The sequence below is a fragment of the Frigoribacterium sp. SL97 genome (assembly GCF_026625765.1).
In the GTDB taxonomy this organism is placed as follows: Bacteria; Actinomycetota; Actinomycetes; order Actinomycetales; family Microbacteriaceae; genus Frigoribacterium.
This window is the reverse complement of record NZ_CP113062.1, coordinates 3466675-3488659: the sequence shown is the minus strand read 5'-3', so window position 1 is coordinate 3488659 and position 21985 is coordinate 3466675. Positions and strand designations below refer to the sequence as shown.

Annotated in this window: 18 protein-coding genes; 11 read left to right on the top strand and 7 right to left on the bottom strand. The window is 71.9% G+C overall.

What is annotated here, in order from left to right; all coding sequences use genetic code 11:
• Nucleotides 1-40: 40 nt before the first annotated feature.
• The 3 genes from OVA02_RS16970 to otnK are packed head-to-tail and all read right to left on the bottom strand — an operon-like array spanning nt 41 to nt 2825.
• A complete protein-coding gene (locus OVA02_RS16970; protein WP_056047159.1) occupies nt 41-838 on the bottom strand; it encodes a DeoR/GlpR family DNA-binding transcription regulator in 798 nt (265 codons plus the stop codon).
• Nucleotides 839-858: 20 nt separating this feature from the next.
• A complete protein-coding gene (locus OVA02_RS16965; RefSeq protein ID WP_159825724.1) occupies nt 859-1536 on the bottom strand; it encodes a class II aldolase/adducin family protein in 678 nt (225 codons plus the stop codon).
• The gene (otnK, locus tag OVA02_RS16960) at nt 1533-2825 is read right to left on the bottom strand and encodes a 3-oxo-tetronate kinase (protein WP_267658899.1); all 1293 of its coding nucleotides are present in this window, start codon (nt 2823-2825) and stop codon (nt 1533-1535) included. The genes OVA02_RS16965 and otnK overlap by 4 nt, the downstream gene beginning before the upstream one ends.
• A 137-nt stretch (nt 2826-2962) precedes the next feature.
• Here otnK and OVA02_RS16955 point away from each other — a divergent pair, with 137 nt between their 5' ends.
• On the top strand, nt 2963-4324 hold the full coding sequence (locus OVA02_RS16955) for a homoserine dehydrogenase (protein ID WP_267658898.1): 1362 nt from the start codon (nt 2963-2965) through the stop codon (nt 4322-4324).
• Between the two features lie 118 nt (nt 4325-4442).
• Nucleotides 4443-5813 carry an SLC13 family permease gene (locus tag OVA02_RS16950; protein WP_123571915.1) on the top strand — a complete coding sequence of 457 codons (1371 nt, stop codon included), beginning with the start codon at nt 4443-4445 and terminating at the stop codon, nt 5811-5813.
• 278 nt (nt 5814-6091) lie between these two features.
• Here the strand turns inward: OVA02_RS16950 and OVA02_RS16945 are convergent, their stop codons facing one another.
• From OVA02_RS16945 to OVA02_RS16935, 3 genes are read right to left on the bottom strand one after another with little or no spacing between them, the layout of a single operon-like run.
• Entirely contained in the window at nt 6092-6808 is a 717-nt protein-coding gene (locus OVA02_RS16945; RefSeq protein ID WP_267658897.1) for a hypothetical protein, read from the bottom strand.
• Nucleotides 6805-7461 carry a hypothetical protein gene (locus OVA02_RS16940; protein WP_267658896.1) on the bottom strand — a complete coding sequence of 219 codons (657 nt, stop codon included), beginning with the start codon at nt 7459-7461 and terminating at the stop codon, nt 6805-6807. The genes OVA02_RS16945 and OVA02_RS16940 overlap by 4 nt, the downstream gene beginning before the upstream one ends.
• A gap of 58 nt (nt 7462-7519) precedes the next feature.
• Nucleotides 7520-8527 (bottom strand): LacI family DNA-binding transcriptional regulator, encoded by a 1008-nt coding sequence (locus OVA02_RS16935; protein ID WP_123571912.1) that lies wholly within the window; start codon nt 8525-8527, stop codon nt 7520-7522.
• Nucleotides 8528-8674: 147 nt separating this feature from the next.
• Between OVA02_RS16935 and OVA02_RS16930 the strand changes: the two genes are divergently transcribed.
• From OVA02_RS16930 to OVA02_RS16910, 5 genes are all read left to right on the top strand, one after another.
• Nucleotides 8675-9961 (top strand): ABC transporter substrate-binding protein, encoded by a 1287-nt coding sequence (locus OVA02_RS16930; RefSeq protein ID WP_267658895.1) that lies wholly within the window; start codon nt 8675-8677, stop codon nt 9959-9961.
• Between the two features lie 10 nt (nt 9962-9971).
• Nucleotides 9972-11006, top strand: coding sequence for a carbohydrate ABC transporter permease (locus tag OVA02_RS16925; protein ID WP_371740385.1), 1035 nt, complete (start codon nt 9972-9974; stop codon nt 11004-11006).
• Nucleotides 11003-11908, top strand: coding sequence for a carbohydrate ABC transporter permease (locus tag OVA02_RS16920; protein WP_056047129.1), 906 nt, complete (start codon nt 11003-11005; stop codon nt 11906-11908). Before OVA02_RS16925 ends, OVA02_RS16920 begins: the two co-directional genes overlap by 4 nt.
• Before the next feature lie 41 nt (nt 11909-11949).
• Nucleotides 11950-14322, top strand: coding sequence for a glycoside hydrolase family 3 N-terminal domain-containing protein (locus tag OVA02_RS16915; RefSeq protein WP_267658894.1), 2373 nt, complete (start codon nt 11950-11952; stop codon nt 14320-14322).
• Between the two features lie 257 nt (nt 14323-14579).
• Nucleotides 14580-15365, top strand: a complete 786-nt coding sequence (locus OVA02_RS16910; protein ID WP_267658893.1) for an SDR family oxidoreductase — start codon at nt 14580-14582, stop codon at nt 15363-15365.
• Between the two features lie 222 nt (nt 15366-15587).
• Here OVA02_RS16910 and OVA02_RS16905 read toward each other — a convergent pair whose 3' ends face one another.
• On the bottom strand, nt 15588-16613 hold the full coding sequence (locus OVA02_RS16905; RefSeq protein ID WP_267658892.1) for a LacI family DNA-binding transcriptional regulator: 1026 nt from the start codon (nt 16611-16613) through the stop codon (nt 15588-15590).
• A gap of 175 nt (nt 16614-16788) precedes the next feature.
• On the opposite strand from OVA02_RS16905, the gene OVA02_RS16900 reads away from it, so the two are divergent.
• The 4 genes from OVA02_RS16900 to OVA02_RS16885 all read left to right on the top strand — a co-directional run bounded on the left by OVA02_RS16900 (nt 16789) and on the right by OVA02_RS16885 (nt 21927).
• Nucleotides 16789-18045 (top strand): sugar ABC transporter substrate-binding protein, encoded by a 1257-nt coding sequence (locus OVA02_RS16900; RefSeq protein WP_235452694.1) that lies wholly within the window; start codon nt 16789-16791, stop codon nt 18043-18045.
• A 19-nt stretch (nt 18046-18064) separates the two neighbouring features.
• On the top strand, nt 18065-19051 hold the full coding sequence (locus OVA02_RS16895; RefSeq protein WP_200412462.1) for a carbohydrate ABC transporter permease: 987 nt from the start codon (nt 18065-18067) through the stop codon (nt 19049-19051).
• A 113-nt stretch (nt 19052-19164) separates the two neighbouring features.
• Nucleotides 19165-19926 (top strand): carbohydrate ABC transporter permease, encoded by a 762-nt coding sequence (locus OVA02_RS16890; protein WP_055978139.1) that lies wholly within the window; start codon nt 19165-19167, stop codon nt 19924-19926.
• Nucleotides 19927-19974: 48 nt separating this feature from the next.
• Nucleotides 19975-21927 carry a glycoside hydrolase family 127 protein gene (locus OVA02_RS16885; RefSeq protein WP_200412461.1) on the top strand — a complete coding sequence of 651 codons (1953 nt, stop codon included), beginning with the start codon at nt 19975-19977 and terminating at the stop codon, nt 21925-21927.
• Nucleotides 21928-21985: the final 58 nt, after the last annotated feature.

The following is a 21985-nucleotide window of genomic DNA, read 5'->3' as shown; positions in this document are numbered from 1 at the left end:
GTCGCGTGACCCGCGCCTCCTGCGTCCCCGGGAACTCGCGTCAGGCGGGCTCGCCCGGGGCGGCGACCACGAGGTCCAGACCGGCGTCGACCAGGGCCGCCGTCGCCTCGTCGCCCAGGCGGTCGTCGGTCACGATCGTGTCGAGTTCGGCCAGGCGGAGGGCACGGTACTTGCCGAAGCGCCCGTACTTCGAACTGTCCGCGACGAGCACCGAGCGTTCGGCGACCTCGAGCGCGGCCCGCTTGACCTCGACCTTGGCCTCGACCGGCGTGGTGACGCCGTGCGTGAGGTCCCACGAACTCGACGAGATGAAGGCGAGGTCGAGCGACAGCTCGGTGAGCGTCAACCGGGTCAGCCGCCCCAGCGTCGACTGGTTCGCGCTGTCGACCCGGCCCCCGACGACGATGAGGTCGACGTCGGGGTGGTCGAAGAACGACCGGACGGTCGCGAGGTCGTTCGTGACGACCGTCAGGCCGGTGAGGTCGTCGAGGTGCTCGCGCATGGCCTGCACGGTCGTGCCGGCGTCGAGGTAGACGGTCATGTGGTCGCGCACGAGCGCCGCGGCCTCGCGGGCGATGGACCGTTTCTGGGCGACGTCGACGTCCTGCTTGACGTCCCGGCTCGCCTCGACCAGCAGTCGCGGGGTGAGCTTGGCACCGCCGGGCGTGGCCGTGACGCGCCCCTCGTCCTCGAGGGTCGCGACGTCGCGTCGGACCGTCATCTGGCTGACGCCGAGGAGGTCGGTCAGCTGCCGGTAGCTCAGGACACGCTCGCGCTGCAGGTGCTCGACGATGCTCTCGCGCCGCTGCTCGGGGATGAGGGGGGCTGTGGGGGACACGTCGGCCTTTCTCGCGTCGGTCAGCCTAGTGCGGTGGGACCCGTCCACGGCATGCCCGACGCCGCGGTGATGGCGGCCACCTGGTCGGCGGGGATGAGGCGGCGGTCGGCGCCCTGGGTCAGCAGGGCGATCCGGCAGGCCTCCTCGACCTCGACGGCACCGAGGACGGCCCGGTCGACGTCCTCGCCGCTCACGACGCTGCCGTGGTTCGACAGCAGTGCGGCGCGGAACGGCAGCGGACTGTCGGTGACCAACGACCCCATGGTCGGGTCGCCGGGGGCGACGAAGGGCAGCAGCGGGACCTGGCCGACCCGCATGAGCGAGTACGGCGTCAGCGGGGGCACGGCGCAGTGCTCGGACCAGGGCTCGAGGCAGGACAGGGCGACCGCGGACGGGGAGTGGACGTGCACGACGGCCCGGTGCCCGGGGTTCTTGAGGTAGAGCGCCAGGTGCAGGGCGACCTCCTTCGACGGCTTGGGGCCGGCGAGCACCGTGCCGTCGAGGGCGAGCACCGAGAGGTCGTCGACCGTGAGCGACCCGAGCATGGTGCCCGTGCCGGTCATCAGCAGCTGCTCACCGTCGCGGACGCTGACGTTGCCCGAGCTGCCGGGGCTCAGACCGGCGGCGACGAGGGCGCGGCCGGCGTCGACGAGTCGTTCGGCCGCGGTCTTTGCGGACTTCGTGGTCGTGGCGGTCACGAGAGGGCCTCCCAGGCGGTCGAGAACAGGTCGGCGGCACCGAAGTTGCCGCTCTTCAGGACGAGGGCGACCGGTCGGCCGCCGCTCGTCGTCGCGGCGCTCCAGCAGACGCCGGGGCCGAGCGGTGGTCCGATGACCAGGGCGGGTGCCCCGAGCGCCGTGACGACGGCGCCGCTGGTCTCACCACCGGCGACGACGACCCGCCCCACGGTGCCGTCGGCGACGAGGTCGTGCACCAGGGTCGACAGGACCGTCTCGACCAGGGCCGCCGCGTCGGGGGTGGCGTCGGACGTGGCGCGGTCGGTGGCCGCCACGACGTCGGACGGGTCGCCGACCGAGTAGACGACGGGGACCGCGTCGGCGTCGAGGCCGCGCACCCACGCGGTCAACTCGGCGATCTCGGCCGCGGGGCCGGCCGTGGCGGCCTCGAGGTCGACCTTGCGCGTGGGGTGCGTGGCCGCCGCGTGGGCGATCTGGCCACGGGTGGCGGCGGACGCCGAACCGCAGACCACCAGGCGGCGCCCGGTCACGTGCGAGAACTCGGCGGGCAGGGCGGGGGCGGGGGCGTCGTCGGCACCGACGCCGAGGGCGAGGCCCGCACCGCCGCTGAGGAGGCGGTGGTGTGCCGTCGCGCGGCCGATGGTCACGAGGTCGTCGTCGTCCACCGCGTCGACGACGAGATAGCCGGCCGGCGCGTCGTCGAGGGTCGAACGGAGGGCGTCGGCCCCGGCGCGGACGTCCTGCAGGGGGACCTCGGTGACGGTGGCCCGGGTCTGCGGCGCGAGCAGGTCGCGCAGCCTCGAGCGCGTCATGGGCGTCAACGGGTGGTGACGCATCGGCGAGTCCTCGAGCAGGTCGTCGCCGACGAACAGGCGACCCTCTCGGACGGTCCGGCCGTTGGCGGGGAACGCGGGGACGACGATCACGCGCTCGACCCCGAGCCGGTCGCGGAAGGCGTCGAGGACGGGCCCGATGTTGCCCTCGTCGGTCGAGTCGAAGGTCGAGCAGTACTTCAGGGCGAACCGCTCGGCACCCGCCTCGACCAGCCAGGACAGGGCGGCGGTGGACCGCGCGACGGCCTCGTCGACCGGGGCCGTGCGGGACTTCAGGGCCACCACGACCGCGTCGACGCCGGCGTACGTCGCCGGCTCGACGGCGGCGGGGTCGACGATGACGACCGTCTCGAGGCCGCGGCGGCGGAAGCCCGAGGCGAGATCGGTGGCTCCGGTGAAGTCGTCGGCGACGGCACCTATCAACATGCGGGACCTCTCGGTGGCGGGCGGGCTCACGACGCCTCGGTCTCGGCGGGTGGGCGAGGACAGTCTATGTGACTATTTGGTGCGATGTTTGACAATTTGATAAGTCTCGCTACAGTTGCCATGCTCGCCCGGGCCGCTCCTGGCCTCTTGAACGAACGGGAACAACGGTGATCCTCCACTCGACGACGTCTCGCGCGACTCCGGTCCGCGTCCTCCTCACCGGCGCGAACGGTGGCTACGGCCGCACGCTGCTCGACCAGCTGCGCCGCCTGCCCGACCTGACGGCCACGCAGCTCGTCGACCCCGACGTCGACGGGGTGACGGCCATGCTCCACGAGCTCGGGGTACCCGCCTCGTCCGTCGCGACGCCGTCGACGGCGGCGGCGACCGCCGAGGCGGTCTCGGCCGGCTCGATCGCCGTGATCGCCGACGCCTCGGCCGTCGACTGGGACGGTGTCGACGTCCTCGTCGAGGCCACCGGTCGCATCGAGGCCGGGCACGGCTACGCGGACACCGCGCTCGACCGCGGGGTGCACGTCGTCATGGTCAGCAAGGAGGTCGAGTCCGTCGCCGGCGTGGCGCTGAGCGCCAAGGCCCGTGCGGCCGGTCTGCGGTACCTGCCCGGCGACGGCGACCAGCCCGCGAACCTGTTGCGTCTCGTGGCGTGGGTGCTCGAGTGCGGCTTCGACGTCGTGGCCCTCGGCAAGTCGGGCGAGTACGACCTCGCGTTCGACCCGGCCACGGGTGTCGTCGACCAGGCCGGCACGACCGTGCACGCCCCCTCCCTGGCATCGCTGCTCGACCTGGGCGACGACCCCCTGGCGACGGTCGAGGCGCGTGCCGCGGCGGTCGCCGGCCTCAAGCGGGCGGCGGCCGCCGACTCCTGCGAGATGAACGTCGTCTCGCTCTACACCGGCGCCCGCGCCGACGTGGAGGCCCTGCGCTACCCCGTCGCCCGCCCGGACGAGCTCGCCGACCTCTACACGGCACGCGAGGACGGCGGTCTGCTCGGCCGTACCGGCGTCGTCGACGTCTTCTCGATGCTCCGCCTGCCGGGTGAGGCCAGCTTCGCCGGCGGCGTGTTCGTGATCGTGCGCACCGGCGACCCCGTCACCTGGGAGACGCTGCGCGGCAAGGGGCACGTCGTCAGCCGCGACGGCCGTCACGCCTGCATCTACTGGCCGTACCACTTCATGGGCGTCGAGACCCCGCTGAGCATCGTCGCCGCCGTCGACGGGACGTCACGCCTGCCCGAGCCCCGGCAGCACACGGTCCTCGCGGCCCGTGCCCGCGAGGCCCTGTCGGCCGGCACCGCCTTCCGCGTCGAGGGCCACCACCACGAGATCGCCGGTGTCGCCCCCGTCATCGTCGACCCCGACGACGACGGCATCGCGCCCTACTACCTGCTCGGCGGCGCGCGGCTCGTGGCCGACGTGGCCCCCGGCGACCTGGTGCGACTGGACGACCTCGCCGACGTGCCCGAGGCGGCGCTGGCGGCCTACCGGGCCGGGCTCGCGCTGGGTCGCTGACCCGCGCCTCCTCGACCTTTCCCCCTTCCCCCTCCCGACCCGCGACACCCCGAACCAGGAGATCGACGACGATGCCCTACACCCCCGACCCGACCGAACCCACCCCGGCGGCGACCTCGTGAGCGTCGAGCTCGTCGCGCTGATCGTCCTCGTGGCCGTCTTCGCCCTCTCGGCGATCCGCAACGTGCACATGGGAGCCCTGGCGCTCGTCGCGGCCCTCCTCGTCGGCGTGCTCGTCGTGGGCGAGAGCCTGGACGACGTCCTCGGCGGATTCCCGGTCGACGCCCTGTTGATCCTGCTCGGCATCACCTACCTGTTCGGCATAGCCCGCGAGACCGGGGTGGTCGACTGGCTGGTCGACCGCTCGGTCGGGCTGATCGGCGACCGCGTGGCGCTGATCCCGTGGGCGATGTTCGTCATCGGCACGCTGGTCGCCTGCCTCGGCACGTCGCACGCGGCGTTCACGATCGTGCCGATCGCGATGAGCCTGGCGCACAAGCACAAGATCCACTCGACGATGATGGGCATCGTCATGAGCTCGGCCATCGTCGGCGGTGCCCTCGCCCCGACCAGCATCAACGGCATCACGGTCATGACGGTGGCGCGGGCCTCGGGCATCCCCTACAACCCGGGTCTCATGTTCGGCCTCTCGGTGGGCGTCAACACGCTCGTCGTGCTGGTCGCGTTCTTCCTGTTCGGCGGTCGCGAGCTGATCGCCCGGACCCGGGCGGCGGGCGCGGCCCGGGCCACGACGGCAGGCGGCGGGACCGGCGGCACGCGCGGTGCCGGGCGCGGTGCAGGTGCAGGTGCAGGTACGGGGCGCGGTGCGGGCGGCACGGCCGTGCTGACGGAGCCGGCCACGGCCACCCGGCTGGGCGCCTACCAGGTCGTCGTGCTCGTGAGCATCCCCGTGCTGATCGTCGGCTTCTTCACGATCACGCTGCTCGACGTCGACCTGAACCTCGGTGCCGTGGCGCTGACGCTCGCCGTCTTCCTCGCCTTCGTGAAGCCCGACGTGGGCCGGGCGTCGCTGGCGCGCGTCGACTGGAACACCATCCTGCTGCTCGGCGGGATCATCACCTACGTCGGCGTGCTGACGCGGCTCGGTGCCATCGACCAGCTCGGCGAGGTCGCCCGGTCGGTCTCGTCGCCGCTGCTCGCCGCGTTCGTCATCTGCGTGATCGCCGGACTCGTGTCGGCCTTCGCGTCGACCATCGGCATCCTGGGTGCGCTCATCCCGCTCGCCGTCCCCCTGCTCGTGCCGGGCGGCGGACTCGAGATGACCGGCTTCATCTACGCCCTGGCGATCTCCGCGTCGCTCGTCGACTGCGCCCCGTTCGGCACGACCGGCGCGACCATCGTCGCCTCGGGCGTGGAAGAGGATCGTCCGCGCCTCTACCGCCACCTGACCCGATGGGGCCTCTCGATGGTGGTCATCGGACCGGTCGTCACGTTGCTGGTGTTCGTGGTGCCGTTCCTCTGGGCCTGAGCGGTCGGGCCTGATCGGCCGGGCCTGACGGCCCCGAGGACGCAGGAGGCGCGGGTCGCGTGACCCGCGCCTCCTGCGTTCCCGTTTTCGCGCGACGTCGCCCAAACGGGGGAGGCGTGCCGCTCCGAAGACATGCCCGGGTGCCTCCTGGGGTGCCCCGTGTCCGACCGACCCTGTCGCGGCACGCCGTCGGCGGCCCGAACCGTCGGCACGGTCGGGAGCCCGAACTCTCGGCACGGACTCTGGTGTCAAGGGCGACACCGGGGTCTGCGGGGTCGTCAGGCGAAGGCCAGGCGCAGCCGGTCCACGACGATCGGGTCGACGTCCGCGACCCGGCAGATGAGCGGATCGCGCTCGATGAGGCTGAGGGCGGCACGGATGCGGCGACGCTCGGTCTCGGTGACGTCCGTCGCCACTCGATCCCGGCGGGAGACGAGCGACCCGAGGGTGGCGATGTCGACGAGGTGTCGCGTGTGGTCGTCTCCCGGGATCTCGACGGCCGCGGCCTTGGCGAGGAGCGCGCCCTGCAGGGTCGGCCGCAGGACGGCACCGTCGCGGCCGTTCACCCGGACCTTTACGACGCGCGCTCGGTCGACGGCGCCCTGGGCACCGGGTGCGGCCAGGGTCGTCCCGCCGGTGATCCCGCGACGGGACGACGCGCGCTCGCCGAGGAAGCGGGGGATGAGGACGTCGATCTGGGCCTCGCCCCGGACCCAGCGGTGCTGATGGCCCTCGAAGCTCTGGCCGTCCGCGACGAATCCGCAGTCGCGCAGGACCGTCGTGAAGCGCAGCAGCATCGTCGGATGTGCCCTCACGTCGAGCACGGTGTCGGCGTCGTTCGTGGGGCGGGCCGACGTCGACCCGCGCTCCCAGCAATGGGACTGGACCATCTGGCCGCCGACGACGGCCCAGCCGGCCGGCAGGCGCTCGTGCACCTCGAAGAGGGCGTGCCAGGCGTCGGCCTGGGCGGCTCGGAGCGTGGGCGCGACGATCATCGCGAGCCCTCGCGGATCAACCTGTCGGCGGCGGCCCGTTCTCGTGGTCCGGCACTCGTCGCCAGGTCCGCGATGAGGGTTCCGAGTGGCAGCGGGCGCGGTGCGGCGCCGTCGTGGACCCTCAGGGCGGCGTTCGGCCGGCGGGACGGGACGAGCAGGTACTCGTGGACCACGTCGTCGAGATCGGCGGCGGACACGTGTGCCTCGAGTCTGCCGCCGTCGCTCATGCCCGAGCGTTCGTCGCTGCTGCCCCCGGGGGTGAGCCTGGTGTCCAGTCGGAGATCGGGGAGGTCGGCCGCCGGTGCCTCGAACCCCCGGGCCGTGGGGTGGGCGGTCCGCAGCCAGAGGGCGAGGCGGTCGGACGGCGCCGTGCCCCGCCGCAGTTCGTCGACCCGGGCGAGCGTCCGGCCCCGCTCGCTGGGTGACAATCCGACGGCCCAGTCGGGGTCACCGGTCAGCCGAGCCACCAGGGCGTCGGCCGACCGGCGCGAGAGCGGTCGGCCGGGCTGCCGTCGATGCGGAACGGCGTCGTCGATCAGCCATCGTCCGCCGACCCACCGGGCGTCGAGCAGTCCGGCCGCTGCGGCCGCCTGGGCGCGACGGGTCGAGATGTCGTGACGTCTCGCGTATTCGGACGCGCTCAGTTCGGCCATGGTGTGCACAACCGTACGCGAACGCGAATGATTGTGGAAGAGCAGGAGCAGGTCGCGCTCACCCGCGCGGCGGCCCCGTCGTCCCGCGCACCACGAGCCGCGTCGGCAGCTGCACCTCGGGCGCGGCCGGTTCGCCGCCCTCGAGCATCGTGAAGAGCATGCCCGCCGCCGCGCTGCCGAGCCGCTGCATCGGCTGCTGCACGGTGGTCAGAGGAGGTGACTCGCGGGAGGCCTCGGGGATGTCGTCGAACCCGACGATGCTGAGGTCGTCGGGCACCCGCAGGCCGAGGTCGAGCGCGGTGCGCAGCAGGGCGATGGCCGAGAGGTCGTTGGCGGCGAAGACGGCCGTCGGCCGGTCGGGGCTCGTCAGCAGCGAGCGGGCCGCCTGGCGCGAGGCCGTCAGCTCGAAGTCGCCGTTGCGGGTCAGCGCCGGGTCGCGGGTGATGCCGGCCGCCCGGAGCGCCTGCACGTAGCCCGCCTCGCGCAACGACGCCGAGCGCAGGTCGGGGCGTCCGGCCAGGAAGCCGATGCGACGGTGCCCCAGGCCGAGCAGGTGCTCGACGGCGAGCAGCGCCCCGCCCCGGCTGTCGCCCTCGACCGACGGCAGGTCGGTGCGCCCGGTGTGCGGGTCGACGGCCACCACGGGGATGCTCGCGGCGGTGGTCAGCACCGAGGGCGTGACGAGGATCGCGCCGTCGATCAGCGTGCCGCTCAACCGGCTGAGCGAGCGACGCTCCCACCCGGTGTTCTCGCCGCGGTGCGCCCCGCTGTAGGCCAGCAGGTCGTACTCGGCGCCCCGCGACCGGACGGCTGCCCCGACCCCCTTGAGCACCTCCGAGCTGAACGGCTCGAAGTCGGCCACGAGCACGCCGATCACCCCGGTGCGGCGGGCCCGCATGCTGCTGGCCACCAGGCTCGACTCGTAGCCGAGCTCGTCGACCGCCGCCATCACGCGCTCGATCGCCTGGGCCGAGACGCCGTAGCGGCCGTTGACCGCCTTGGACACCGTCGCGACCGACACCCCGGCAGCCCGTGCCACGTCGTGGATCGTCACCCGTGCCGTCATCACGTCGGCAGCCTAGCCCGACGGAAATGGTTTTCGAAAACGTTTGACACCGTCCCCGACGTTTTCGACACTGAGGCCATGCCGCGCATCGGAGCACGGCACGCTCGGCCGACCACGGCCGCTCAACGAAGAGGAAAAGGTGGAACCATGACCACATCTCGACGGCTCCTGGCCGGGTCTGCGGCCCTGCTGATCGGAGCGGGACTGCTGACCGGCTGCAGCACCGGGGGCGGAAGCGGGTCGGACGACGGCACGCTCACCCTGTGGCAGAACTCGACGACCGGCCCCGGCCAGGACTTCTGGACGGCCACCGCGGCCGACTTCGAGAAGGCCAACCCGGACGTGAAGATCGACGTCCAGACCGTGCAGAACGAGGACTTCGACAGCAAGCTGCAGACCGCCCTCAACTCGGGCGACGCCCCGGACGTGTTCCTGCAGCGCGGCGGCGGCAAGCTCCAGGCCATGGTCTCGGCCGGACAGGTCAAGGACCTCACCGACGTCATCTCGGACGACGCGAAGCAGGACATCAGCGAGGGGACCTTCGGGTCGGGCTCGGTCGACGGCAAGGTGTACTCGATGCCCGTCGCCGTGCTCCCCGGTGGCTTCTGGTACAGCCAGGACCTCTTCGACGCCGCCGGCATCACCGAGGCCCCGAAGACGATGGACGAGCTCGACCAGGCCGTCACCGCCCTGAAGGGCTCGGGCGTCTCGCCCGTCGCCCTCGGTGGCAAGGACGCCTGGCCCGCCGCCCACTGGTACTTCTTCTTCGCGCTGCGCTCGTGCAGCTCGGACGTCCTCGAGAAGGCCGCGACCGACCGTGACTTCAGCGACGACTGCTGGGTCGAGGCGGCCGAGGACCTCGCCGACTTCCGCGACACCGAGCCGTTCAACGACGGGTTCCTCACCACGGCGGCCCAGCAGGGCGCCGGCAGCTCGGCCGGCCTGATCGCCAACCACCAGGCGGGCATGGAGCTCATGGGTGCCTGGAACCCCGGCGTCATCGCCTCGCTCACGCCCGACCAGCAGCCGCTGTCCGACCTGGGCTGGTTCCCCTTCCCCGCCGTCGACGGCGGCGACGGCGAGACCGGCTCCATCATGGGCGGGGTCGACGGGTACTCGTGCTCGGCCGGTGCGCCCGACTCGTGCGTCGACTTCCTGAACTACCTGGCGACCCCCGACGTGCAGACGGCCTACTACAAGGCCTTCAACGCGCCTCCCGTCAACACGGTCGCCCAGGAGGCCGTCACCGAGCCCTACCTGCAGGACGTGCTCAGCGCCTACAACGACGCCCCCTTCGTCTCGCAGTGGCTCGACACCGTCTACGGCCTGAACGTCGGCAACGCGATGAACGTCGCCGTGGTCGACCTGCTCTCGGGTGACGGCACGCCGCAGCAGTTCGTCGACGCCGTCGACGCCGCCGCCAAGAAGGCGTAGAGGTCGGATCGTGAGTCTCCGCGAACCCTCCGTGCGGCCCGCCGCACCCTCGCGGCCTCACGCCACCGCCGGGGGCGAGGCACTCGCCTCGCCCCCGGTGGCCTCCCGGGCCGTGTCCCGGAAGGGGCGTGGCGCCCGCGGCCTCGAGATCGCCCTGCTGGTCGGTCCCGCCCTCGTCGTGTTCCTGGCGTTCGTGGTCTTCCCGATCGTGATGGCCGCCTACTACGGCTTCTTCAGCTGGTCGGGCTTCGGCCCGCCGACCGACTTCGTCGGGTTCCGCAACTACGTCACGATCTTCCAGGACCCGACGTTCCTCGACGCGTTGCGGCACAACGCCACGATCGTCGTGCTCTCGCTCGTGCTGCAGGGCCCGGTGGCCATCGGGCTCGCGCTGCTGCTCAACCGCAAGCTGCGCGGTCAGTCGCTCATCCGCGTGCTGATCTTCGTGCCCTACGTCATCAGCGAGGTCGTCGTCGGCACGGGCTGGAGCCTCATGCTCCAGGGCAGCGGCGCCGTCAACGACCTGCTCACCAAGGTCGGCCTCGGCTCGTTCGCGACCGACTGGCTCGCCGACCCGAGCATCGCGATCTGGACCCTGCTCGTCATCATCACCTGGAAGTACGTCGGCTTCGCCGTCATCCTCTTCCTGGCCGGGCTGCAGGGCGTGCCCGAGGAGCTCAGCGAGGCCGCGGCCATCGACGGCGCGAGCTGGTGGCAGATCCAGCGCCGCATCACGCTGCCGCTGCTCGGACCGACGCTGCGCATCTGGGCGTTCCTGTCGATCATCGGCTCGCTGCAGCTCTTCGACCTCGTCTACATCATCTGGGGTCAGTACATCGCGGCCACCGCCGGCACGTCGACCATGGCGACCTACATGGTGGCCAACGGCCGCACCTCGGGCAGTTACGGCTACGGCAACGCCGTCGCGGTCGTGCTGTTCCTCATCTCGCTCGTCGTCGCCCTCGTCTACCAGCGCTTCGTGCTGCGACGCGACACGGCCGGGGCCGTCACGACCTCCGCCACCACCGCAGGAGAAGAACGATGACCGCCAGCACCCTGCCCGCCCGCCCCCGCGGCGGCACCCCCGCGCCCGCGGCGCCCCGGCCGTCGACCCGCAGGAGGCGCGGCATCGCGGACCCCGGACGCGGCGTCGCGTACGTGGTCGCGGTGGTCGTCATCGTGGCGATGCTCGCGCCCGTCGCGTTCATCGTGATCGGCGGGTTCCGCACCAACGCGCAGATCACGACCGACCCGTCCGGGTTCCCGAGCCCGTGGCAGGTCGGCAACTACCTCGACGTCCTGACCGGCGGCACGTTCTGGCGACAGGTCGGCAACTCGCTGATCTCGGCCGGGGCGACCACGATCGGCACGGTGGCGCTCGGCCTGGCCGCCAGCTACGTCCTGGCGCGGTACCGGTTCGCCGGTCGCGGGGTGCTCTACGCGCTCTTCGCGGCGGGCCTGATGTTCCCGATGACCGTCGCGATCACGCCGCTGTACCTCGTGATCCGCGACCTGGGCCTGACGAACTCGCTGGCCGGCGTCATCCTGCCGCAGATCGCCTTCGCCCTGCCGACGACGATCATCATCCTCGTGCCGTTCCTCCGCGCGATCCCCGACGAGATCGAGGAGGCCGCGTTCATCGACGGCTGCAGCCGCCTCGGCTTCTTCTTCCGGATGGTCGTCCGGCTGTCGTTGCCCGGCGTGATCACGGTGGGCATCCTCGCCTTCATCGGTGCCTGGAACTCGTACCTGCTGCCGCTGTTCATCCTCAACGACCCGTCGACGTTCACCCTGCCGCTCGGCGTGCAGGCGTTCTCGTCGCAGTACTCGGTCGACACGGCACGGGTGCTCGCCTTCACGGCGCTCTCGATGCTGCCCGCGTTGATCTTCTTCAGCCTCTTCGAACGCCGCATCGTCGGCGGGCTCACCGGGGCGGTCAAGGGATGACCGCCACCGACACCGTCACAGACCAGGAGGCGCGAGCCGACATGACCGACACCGCTCACCGACCGCAGGCACTCACGGTCGGCGAACCCCGCGCCTCCGACCGGGTGGCGTCGCTGCTGGCCGAGATGACCCTCGACGAGAAGCTCGCCCAGCTGGTCGGTTGGTGGGTCGACCAGGGGGCCGAGAACGTCGCCCCGATGCAGGGCGAGATGGCGACGTCGGGCGACTACGTCGAGGCGACCCGACACGGGCTCGGGCACCTGACTCGGGTCTACGGGACGCGGCCGGTGGACCCCGTCGAGCGCGCCTCCTGGTTGTGGCGCGAACAGCGCCGCCTGCGGGACGAGACCCGATTGGGCATCCCCGCGCTGGTGCACGAGGAGTGCCTGACCGGCCTCGCCGCCTGGCAGGCCGCGACGTTCCCGACGCCGCTCGCCTGGGGCGCGTCGTTCGACCCCGAGCTGGTCGAGGAGATGGCCCGGCTGATCGGCGGGTCCATGCGCGACCTCGGCGTGCACCAGGGTCTCGCGCCCGTGCTCGACGTCATCCGTGACACCCGCTGGGGTCGGGTCGACGAGTGCATCGCCGAGGACCCCTACGTCGTCGGCACGATCGGCACCGCCTACGTGAAGGGGCTGCAGGCGGCCGGCGTGCACGCGACGCTCAAGCACTTCGTCGGCTACTCGACCTCGGCCGCGGGGCGCAACCACGCACCGGCGCAGGTCGGACCGCGGTTCGTCGAGGACGTGCTGCTGCCGCCCTTCGAGATGGCCGTGCTCGACGGCGGGGTGCGGTCGGTGATGAACTCGTACGCCGAGATCGACGGGGTGCCGGTCGCCGGGACGCCGTCGTACCTGACCGAGGTGCTCCGCCGCAGGTGGGGGTTCGACGGCGTGGTCGTGTCGGACTACTTCTCGGTGGCGTTCCTGCAGGTGATGCACGCCGTCGCGGCCGACCGGGGCGAGGCCGCCGCGCTGGCCCTCGAGGCCGGCATCGACGTCGAGCTGCCCACCGGTGACGCCTACCTCGCGCCCCTGGCCGAGCGGGTGCGGGCCGGAGACGTGGACGAGGCGCTGGTCGACCGGGCGGTGATCCGCGTGCTCGCCGAGAAGGAGGAGCTCGGGCTGCTCGACGAGACGTTCGAGACGCCACCGCCGACCGCGATCGACCTCGACTCGGCCCAGCACCGGGCCGTCGCGCGGCGGCTGGCCGACGAGTCGGTCGTCGTGCTGACGAACGACGGCGTGCTCCCGCTCGTGCGGGGGGCGGCGGGTGCCACCGGTGGTGCCGACGTCGCGGGGACCGGCCCGGCGTCGGTCGCGGTGGTCGGCCCGAACGGCGACAGCGCCGAGGCCCTCATGGGCTGCTACTCGTTCGTCAACCACGTGCTGGCGCACCACCCCGGCGTGCCGCTCGGCATCGACCTGCCGACCGTCGCCGCCTCCCTCCGCATCGAGCTGCCCACCGCCGAGGTGGTCGTCGAGGCCGGCTGCGACGTCGAGGGCGACGACCGGTCACGCATCGACGCGGCCGTCGAGGCCGCCCGCGCCGCCTCCGTCGCGGTCGTCGTGGTCGGCGACCGGGCCGGCCTCTTCGGCCGGGGCACCGTCGGCGAGGGCAACGACGTCGAGAGCCTCGAGCTGCCCGGGGTGCAGCGCGAGCTCGTCGAGGCCGTCGTCGCCACCGGCACGCCGACCGTCATGGTCGTGCTCTCGGGCCGGCCGTACGCCATCGGGTGGGCGGTGTCGGGTGCGGGGGCGCCCGCCGCCGTCGTCCAGGCGTTCTTCCCGGGGGAGGAGGGCGGGGCCGCCGTCGCCGGCGTCCTGACCGGCAGCGTCGAGCCGTCCGGGCACCTGCCCGTGTCGTTGCCGCGGTCGGCCGGCGCGCAGCCGTTCTCGTACCTGCACCCGGTGCTCGGCGGGCCGTCCGAGGTGACGAGCGCCGACAGCACGCCCGTGCTGCCGTTCGGGCACGGGCTGTCGTACACCTCGTGGCGACGCTCCGACCTGGTCGTCGACTCGGCCGAGGTGCCGGCGGGTGGCTCGTTCGTCGCCTCGGTGACGGTCGCCAACACGGGCGACCGCCCCGGCACCGACCTCGTGCAGCTCTACGCCCACGACGTCGTCGGCTCGGTCACCCGGCCCGTCGCGCAGCTGCTCGGCTACGCGCGCGTCGCGCTCGGACCCGGTGAGGAGGCGCGGGTCGTCTTCCGCGTCCCCACCACCCGTCTGGCGCTGACCGACCGGCAGCACCGACGGGTCGTCGAGCCCGGGGACGTCGAGCTGTGGGTCGGCGGCTCGTGCGCCGAGCGGGAGGCCGAGGCGATGGTGCGGCTGACGGGCGACGTGTACCCCGTGACGATCGCCGACGAGCGGATCGTGGGCGTCGAGATCGGGACGCGCGCCGGGCGCTGACCCGCGCCTCCTCGGGTCGCGGGCCCGCGCCTCCTGCGCCCCGAACCCCGTTCACGAAGATGAACCCCGATTTCTCGTGGTTCGTCTTCGTGAACGGGGTTCGTCGCGTCGTGGGGAGGCGCGGCGCGGGGCGGCGACCACGGTCAGGGCGCAGTAAGGCGACATGTGTAGCCTTACGGCGAGTCGCGCACGGTCGCGCGACGACTGGCCCGGCGCCGTGTCGGGCCTCACCGAACGAGAGAACCGGAGCCCGTCCCATGGAGCGTTTCACCGACAAGGTCGTCCTCATCACCGGCGGAGGGTCGGGCCTCGGCCGGGCCGCCGCCGTCCGCGTCGCGAGCGAGGGCGCGAAGCTCGCCCTCGTCGACGTCTCGGAGAAGGGCCTCGCCGACTCGCAGGCCGCCGTGCTCGAGGCCGTCCCCGGGGCCGAGGTGCTGACCGTCGTCGCCGACGTGTCGAGCGAGGACGACGTCGCGCGCTACGTGTCGGCGACGGTCGAGCGCTTCCGGCGCATCGACGCGTTCTTCAACAACGCCGGCATCGAGGGCAAGCAGAACCTCACCGAGCGGTTCGGCGCCGACGAGTTCGACAAGGTCGTCTCGATCAACCTGCGCGGGGTGTTCCTCGGTCTCGAGAAGGTGCTCGGCGTCATGCGGTCGCAGGGCGACGGCGGTGCCGTGGTCAACACCGCGAGCGTCGGCGGCATCCGCGGCGTCGGCAACCAGTCGGGCTACGCCGCGGCCAAGCACGGCGTCGTCGGCCTGACCCGCAACTCGGCCGTCGAGTACGGCGAGTTCGGCATCCGCGTCAACGCGATCGCCCCCGGCGCCATCTGGACGCCCATGGTCGAGGCCTCGATGCGCCAGATCGACGCCGAGAACCCCGAGAAGGCCGCCGAGCAGTTCATCCAGATCAACCCGACCAAGCGCTACGGCAAGGCCGACGAGATCGCCTCGGTCGTCGCCTTCCTGCTGTCGGACGACGCCACCTACGTCAACGCGGCCGTCGTGCCGATCGACGGCGGGCAGTCCGCCAAGTACTGAGGCACGCGCGGGGGCGTCGTGAGTCGCCGGCCCGCACCTCCGCTGGTGGCCGACCCGCGCCTCCTGCCGCCTCGCACCCGGTTCCGAACCATGCACCCCGTTGCTTCTGGGTGCATCGTTCGGAACCGGGTTCTTCGTCGCGCTGCAGGCCGGGGCGGCACCAGGCCGGCAGCGAGGCCACCGGGCCGGCGCGGAGGGCCAGAGCAGGAGGCGCGCCGCGCGTCAGCCGGTCGACTCGCGTTCGTGCACGCGCACGGCTCTGTAGGTCACGCCCGCCGAGGTCGAGCCCCCGATCGCGTCGACCAGGTGTTGGGCGGCCGCCCGGCCGAGCTGTTCGAGGTTCATGTCCACGCTGGTCAGCGTCGGGCGTGACTCGCGGACGAGGACGTCCCAGTTGTCGAAGCCGATGACGGCGACGTCGCCCGGCACCGACCGGCCCTCGTCGCGCAGCGCGTCGAGCACGCCGCGGGCGATGTGGTCGCTGCCCGCGACGATCGCGTCGACGGTCTCGTCGCCCCGGACGAGGAGGCGCGCGCAGTCCCGCCCCCAGGCCTCGCCCCACTGCCCGTACAACGAGGCACCGCCGACGAGCTCGAGCCCGGCGGCCTGCGTGGCGGCCAGCACCCCCGCCGCCCGGTCGCGTGAGGCGGCGTAAGACGACTCGCCGTTCACGAGCGCGATGCGCCGCCGACCCTTGGCGATGAGGTGCTCGGCGGCGAGACGGCCGGCCTGCACGTTGTCGGGGGTGAAGGACGCGTCGGTCGGGTCGGTCGACGGCGCGTAGACGTAGACCACCGGCACGTCGGCGAGGACGGGAGCCGGGGGGCGGGGGTTGGTGGTGCGGCCCACGATCAGGAGCCCGTCGACGCGTCGGGTGAGCAGGTTCTGCAGGTGCAACTGCTCGCGCAGGGCGTCGTCGCGGGCGTCGGCCAGCAGCACCGAGAGCGACCCCGAGCCGAAGGCGTCCTCGGCGCCGAGCAGCACGGGCAGGACGAAACGGTTGTCGAGGTCGCTCGTGACCATGCCGATCGTGCCGGTGCGCTGGGAGTTGAGGGCCTGGGCGAAGAAGTTCGGGGTGAACGAGAGGGCGGCGGCGGCCTCTCGCACCTTGACGCGCGTGCTCTCGCGCACCTGGGCCCGCCCGTTGAGGGCCTTCGACGCGGTCGCCACCGAGACGCCGGCGGCCCGGGCCACATCCGCGAGCGTGACGGGCGCCCCCGTCCCTCGACCACCGCTGCTCGTACCCATGTAGCGAAAATAGTTCACGAACGTGTTGACAAGCAACTGTGCCAAATGTAGCTTTCAACCCGAAACCGGTTTCGGTTACAACTTCTCGACGACGAGACGGTCGCGCACCGGCATCCCCCTGCACCGCGCGGCGCTCTCCGAACGAGGAACCCGCAGCATTCAGAGAGGAATTCCTGTGATCTCGTTCATCCGCAGCAAGAAGACGGCCGTCGCCGTCGTGGGTCTGGCCGCCGTGTCGCTCGCCCTGACCGGGTGTGCCGGTGGCTCGTCCGGCGGCAGCAGCTCGGCCGCGTCGGGGACGTACACCTTCTGGGACCCGTACCCGCAGTTCGACGACTCGTCCGACTGGGCGAAGCTGGTGCAGGCCTGTGGCACCGAGGCCGGCGTCACCGTCGAACGCACCGGCTACGACACCTCCGACCTGACGAGCAAGGCCCTCCTCGCCGGCCAGCAGGGCAACTCGCCCGACCTGCTGCTCGTCGACAACCCCGTCGTCTCGACGCTGGCCGAGGCGGGCCTGCTGACCGACACCGACGAGACCGGTGCCGACACCTCGGACATCGAGCAGAACATCCTCGCGGCCGGACAGATCGACGGTGCGACGTACGGGGTGCCCATCGGCGCCAACACCCTGGCGCTGTACTACAACAAGACCGTCCTCGACGCGGCGGGCGTCGACCCCGCGTCGATCACCGACTGGGACACCCTGACCTCGGCCCTCGAGAAGGTCTCGGCCTCCGGCGGGAAGGGCATCACCTTCTCGGCCATCGGCACCGAAGAAGGAAGCTTCCAGTTCTTGCCCTGGTACTGGGGGTCCGGTGCCGAGCTGACCGACCTCTCGTCCGACGACGCCGTGTCGGCGCTCGACCTCTGGACCGGGTGGGTCGAGGACGGCTACGCCCCGAACTCGGTCATCGGCAACACGCAGACCACGAGCTGGCAGGAGTTCCTCACGGGGGAGTACGCCTTCGGCGAGAACGGCACCTGGCAACTGGCCGGCGTCAAGGACTCGGGCATCGACTACGGCATCATCTCGATCCCCGCGAAGGACGGAGGCGCGGCACCGGCCCCCACGGGCGGTGAGTTCCTGACGGTCCCCGTCCAGAGCGACGACGCCCGGTACGACGTCAGCGAGAAGATCCGGGCGTGCCTGACGAGCACCGACAACCTCGTGGCCACCGACACGACCCTGTCGTACGTCGCGCCGACGAAGGACGCGCAGGAGCAGCAGGTGCAGGCCGACCCCGACCTCGAACCGTGGGTCACCGCCGTCGGCGATGCCAAGGGGCGCACGAGCGACGACCTCGGCACCGAGTACCCGAAGATCTCGGAGCAGCTCTGGAAGGCCGTCCAGAACAGCCTCAGCGGGTCGTCGTCGGCCCAGGACGCCCTCGACGAGGCCCAGCAGGCCGCCGAGTCGGCCACGAAGTGACCGCCCGGGACGAGCGACCATGAGCACCGACATCCTCGAACGTCGTGAGGCCGTGCCCGACGGACGGTCGGGCGGGACGCACGTCCCGCCCGCCGGCCCCGGCCGCCCGAGGCGTCGCCGTCGCCCCGACGCGGGCCAGCTGACCGCCTGGGCCTTCATCGCCCCGGTCGTCCTCTACCTGGCGGTCTTCTACGCCTACCCGTTGATCCGCAACGTCGACCTGTCGGTCCGCGACTACACCGTGCGGTCGTTCATCGACGGCACGGCACCGTTCATCGGGCTCGAGAACTTCACCGACGTCTTCGCCAGCCCGACGTTCGGCCCCGCCCTCGTCAACACGCTGCTGTTCACGGGCGTCTCGATCGCGTTCCAGTTCTCGATCGGCATGGCACTCGCGGTCTTCTTCTTCCAGAGGTTCCCGCTGTCGTCGACGTTGCGCGCGTTGTTCCTCGTGCCGTGGCTGCTGCCGCTGATCGTCAGCGCGTCGACCTGGTCCTGGATGCTCAACAGCGAGAGCGGCGTCGTCAACTCGGTCATCGAGACCTTCGGCGGCAGCCAGGTCAACTGGCTCACCTCTTCGCAGTGGGCGTTGACGAGCGTGATCGTCGCCAACATCTGGATCGGCATCCCGTTCAACCTGGTCATCCTCTACAGCGGCCTGCAGAACATCTCGGGTGACCTCTACGAAGCGGCGGCGCTCGACGGCGCGAACGCCTGGCAGAAGTTCTGGCGCATCACGTTCCCGCTGCTGCGCCCGGTGTCGGCCATCACCATCCTGCTCGGCCTCGTCTACACGCTGAAGGTCTTCGACATCATCTGGATCATGACCCGGGGCGGCCCGGGCGACGCCTCGACCACCTTCGCCATCTGGTCGTACCAGTTGGGCTTCGGCTCGACCCTCCCGACCTTCGGCCCCGCGGCCGCCGTCGGCAACCTGCTGATCGTGATGGCCCTGATCTGCGGATTCGTCTACCTGCGCGTGCAGAGGAAGCAGAGTCGGTCATGAGCGTCATCACCCGGACCCCCGCCCCGCGATCGGACGTGCGCCGCGCCTCCTCGCGGCGGGCCGGCCGGCGCAGCCTGGCCACGACCGTCCTCGGCGTCGTCTTCACGGCGATCATGTTGTTCCCCATCTACTGGATGATCAACGTCTCGCTGACGCCGACGGCGCAGATGCGGCAGAGCCCGCCGTCGTGGTTCCCGACGAATCCGACGCTCGACGGCTACGCGGCCGTCGTGTCCGAGCAGCTGCCCTACCTCGGCACGAGCCTGCTGGTCGGGCTCGGCACCGTCGTCGTGACGGTCGCCCTGTCGGCACCGGCCGCGTACTCGCTCGCCAAGCTGCGGCCCAAGGGGGGAGGCGCGCTCAGCTTCGTCCTGCTGGTCGCGCAGATGATCCCCCAGGTCATCATGGCGATGGGCTTCTACGCGATCTACCTCAACCTCGGCATCCTCAACGAGTGGTGGGGTCTCGTGATCGCCGACTCGACGCTCGCGGTGCCGTTCGGCGTGCTGATCTTCACCGCGTTCATGAGCGGCATCCCCGACGAGTTGCTGAGCGCCGCGAAGCTCGACGGGGCCGGCTCGTGGCGGACCTTCGTCTCGGTGGTGCTTCCGGTCAGCCGCAACTCGGCCGTCACCGTCGGGCTGTTCGCGTTCTTGTGGGCCTGGTCGGACTTCGTCTTCTCGTCGACGCTCAACAGCGGCGGCTCGGCCCAGACCATCACCCTCGGCATCTACCGCTACATCGGCAACAACAACCAGGAGTGGAACTCGATCATGGCGACCGCCGTGGTCGCGTCGATCCCCGCCACCGTCCTGCTCGTCGTCGCCCAGCGGTACGTCGCCGCCGGCGTCACCGCCGGTGCCGTCAAGGACTGAGCCGGCCTCCCCGAGCCGACAGCGCCTGGCCGACAGGACCGAACCGACATGACCACCACACATCCCGCGAGGAGCACGCCCGTGACCACCATCCACACCTCGACCGCACCGTTCTCGGGCCCGGTCCGGCCCGGCCGGTCGACCCTGACCCCGCTCGACTCGTCCGAGATCCGCCTGACCGGCGGGTACTGGGCCGAGAAGCAACGCCTGAACGCCGACGTCGTGCTGCGCCACTGCGAGGACTGGATGGAGCGCATCGGCTGGACGGGCAACTTCGACCGGGCCGCGTCCCATCAGGCCGGCTGGGTGCACGCCGGCATCGAGTTCGTCGACAGCGAGGTCTACAAGCTGCTCGAGGGCATGGCGTGGGAGCTCGGCCGATCGCACGACGCCGACCTCTCGTCGCGCTACGACCAGCTGGTGTACCGGGTCGCCTCGGCGCAGGACGACGACGGCTACCTGCACACCAGCTTCGGTCGTCCCTGGCAGCCCGCCCGCTACTCGAACCTCGAATGGGGCCACGAGCTCTACAGCTTCGGCCACCTCGTCCAGGCGGCCGTCGCGGCCGAGAGGACCGGCATCGAGAGCGCCCTGGTCGACGTCGCCCGCCGCCTGGCCGACCACCTCTGGGTCGAGTTCGGGCCCGACGGGCGGGTGGCGGTCTGCGGGCACCCCGAGATCGAGGTCGCGCTCGTCGAGTTCGGCCGCGCCCTCGACGAGCCCCGCTACGTCGAGCTCGCGCGCCTCTTCGTCGAGCGCCGCGGCCACGGCCTGCTGGCGCCGATCGAGTACGGCCAGGAGTACTTCCAGGACGACGTGCCGGTGCGGGAGGCCGAGGTGCTGCGCGGGCACGCGGTGCGGGCGTTGTACCTGGCGGCCGGTGCCCTCGACGTGGCCGTCGAGACCGGCGACGACGAACTCGCCGACGCCGTCCGGCGGCAGTGGGAGGCGACCGTCGCGCGCCGCACGTACGTCACCGGCGGGATGGGCTCGCACCACCAGGACGAGGCGTACGGTGCCGACTTCGAGCTTCCGCCGGATCGCGCCTACTCGGAGACCTGCGCCGGCATCGCCTCGAACATGCTGTCGTGGCGCCTGCTGCTGCAGGACGGCGACCCGCGCTACGCGGACCTGATCGAACGCACGCTGTTCAACAACGTGATGGCCTCGCCCCGCGAGGACGGGCGTGCCTTCTTCTACACGAACACGTTGCACCAGCGCACCGACGGCGTCGCCCCCGACGAGGACGAGCTGAACGCCCGCGCCCTGTCGAGCCTCCGGGCGCCCTGGTTCGAGGTCTCGTGCTGCCCGACGAACGTCGCCCGCACGCTCGCGAGCGTCGAGTCGACCTTCGCGACCAAGACGCCGGCCGGGCTGCAGGTGCACCAGTACGGCGAGTACGACGTCGACACCGCCCTTTCCGACGGCACGCCGATCGCCCTGTCGGTGCGCAGCGGCTACCCCTACGACGGCGCGGTCCGCATCACCTGGCGCGACGACACGCGACGCGAGGTCGACCTCGACCTGCGCATTCCCTCGTGGGCGGGCTCGGCACGCATCGAGGCGCCCGGCCAGGCACCGTCCGTGCGGGACGGACGCTCGACGACCGTCCGGGGCCGGTTCGCGGCGGGCGACGTCGTCACGGTCGACCTGCCGATGCAGGCCCGGTGGAGCCTGCCCGACCCTCGGATCGACGCGGTGCGCGGCCAGGTCGCCGTTCAGCGCGGCCCGCTCGTGCTGGCGCTCGAGTCGACCGACCTGCCCGACGGCGACGTCAACGACGTGGTCGTCGACACCTCGGTCGAACCGGTGACCACCGAGCGGGGTGCCACGGTCGAGGTGTCACGTCTGGCCGCGGCCACCGCCGACTGGCCGTACGGCGAGCCCGGCGACGCGACCGGCCCGCTCGGCGCGGTCGCCCTCGTGCCCTACGCCACCTGGGCGAACCGCGGGCCGTCGACCATGAGGGTCTGGCTGCCCGTCGCCCGGGTCGAGGGCTGACCCGCGCCTCCTGACGTCCCGCCCGTGAGGGCGGTGCGACCCGGTTCCATCCCTCGAA

Bases quoted from the DNA above. Each gene is read 5' to 3' on its own strand.
- OVA02_RS16945 (WP_267658897.1), bottom strand. From the start codon at position 6,808: ATGATCGTCGCGCCCACGCTCCGAGCCGCCCAGGCCGACGCCTGGCAC.
- OVA02_RS16940 (WP_267658896.1), bottom strand. From the start codon at position 7,461: ATGGCCGAACTGAGCGCGTCCGAATACGCGAGACGTCACGACATCTCG.
- OVA02_RS16935 (WP_123571912.1), bottom strand. From the start codon at position 8,527: ATGACGGCACGGGTGACGATCCACGACGTGGCACGGGCTGCCGGGGTG.
- OVA02_RS16930 (WP_267658895.1), top strand. From the start codon at position 8,675: ATGACCACATCTCGACGGCTCCTGGCCGGGTCTGCGGCCCTGCTGATC.
- OVA02_RS16920 (WP_056047129.1), top strand. From the start codon at position 11,003: ATGACCGCCAGCACCCTGCCCGCCCGCCCCCGCGGCGGCACCCCCGCG.
- OVA02_RS16915 (WP_267658894.1), top strand. From the start codon at position 11,950: ATGACCGACACCGCTCACCGACCGCAGGCACTCACGGTCGGCGAACCC.
- OVA02_RS16910 (WP_267658893.1), top strand. From the start codon at position 14,580: ATGGAGCGTTTCACCGACAAGGTCGTCCTCATCACCGGCGGAGGGTCG.
- OVA02_RS16905 (WP_267658892.1), bottom strand. From the start codon at position 16,613: ATGGGTACGAGCAGCGGTGGTCGAGGGACGGGGGCGCCCGTCACGCTC.
- OVA02_RS16895 (WP_200412462.1), top strand. From the start codon at position 18,065: ATGAGCACCGACATCCTCGAACGTCGTGAGGCCGTGCCCGACGGACGG.
- OVA02_RS16890 (WP_055978139.1), top strand. From the start codon at position 19,165: ATGTTGTTCCCCATCTACTGGATGATCAACGTCTCGCTGACGCCGACG.
- OVA02_RS16885 (WP_200412461.1), top strand. From the start codon at position 19,975: ATGACCACCACACATCCCGCGAGGAGCACGCCCGTGACCACCATCCAC.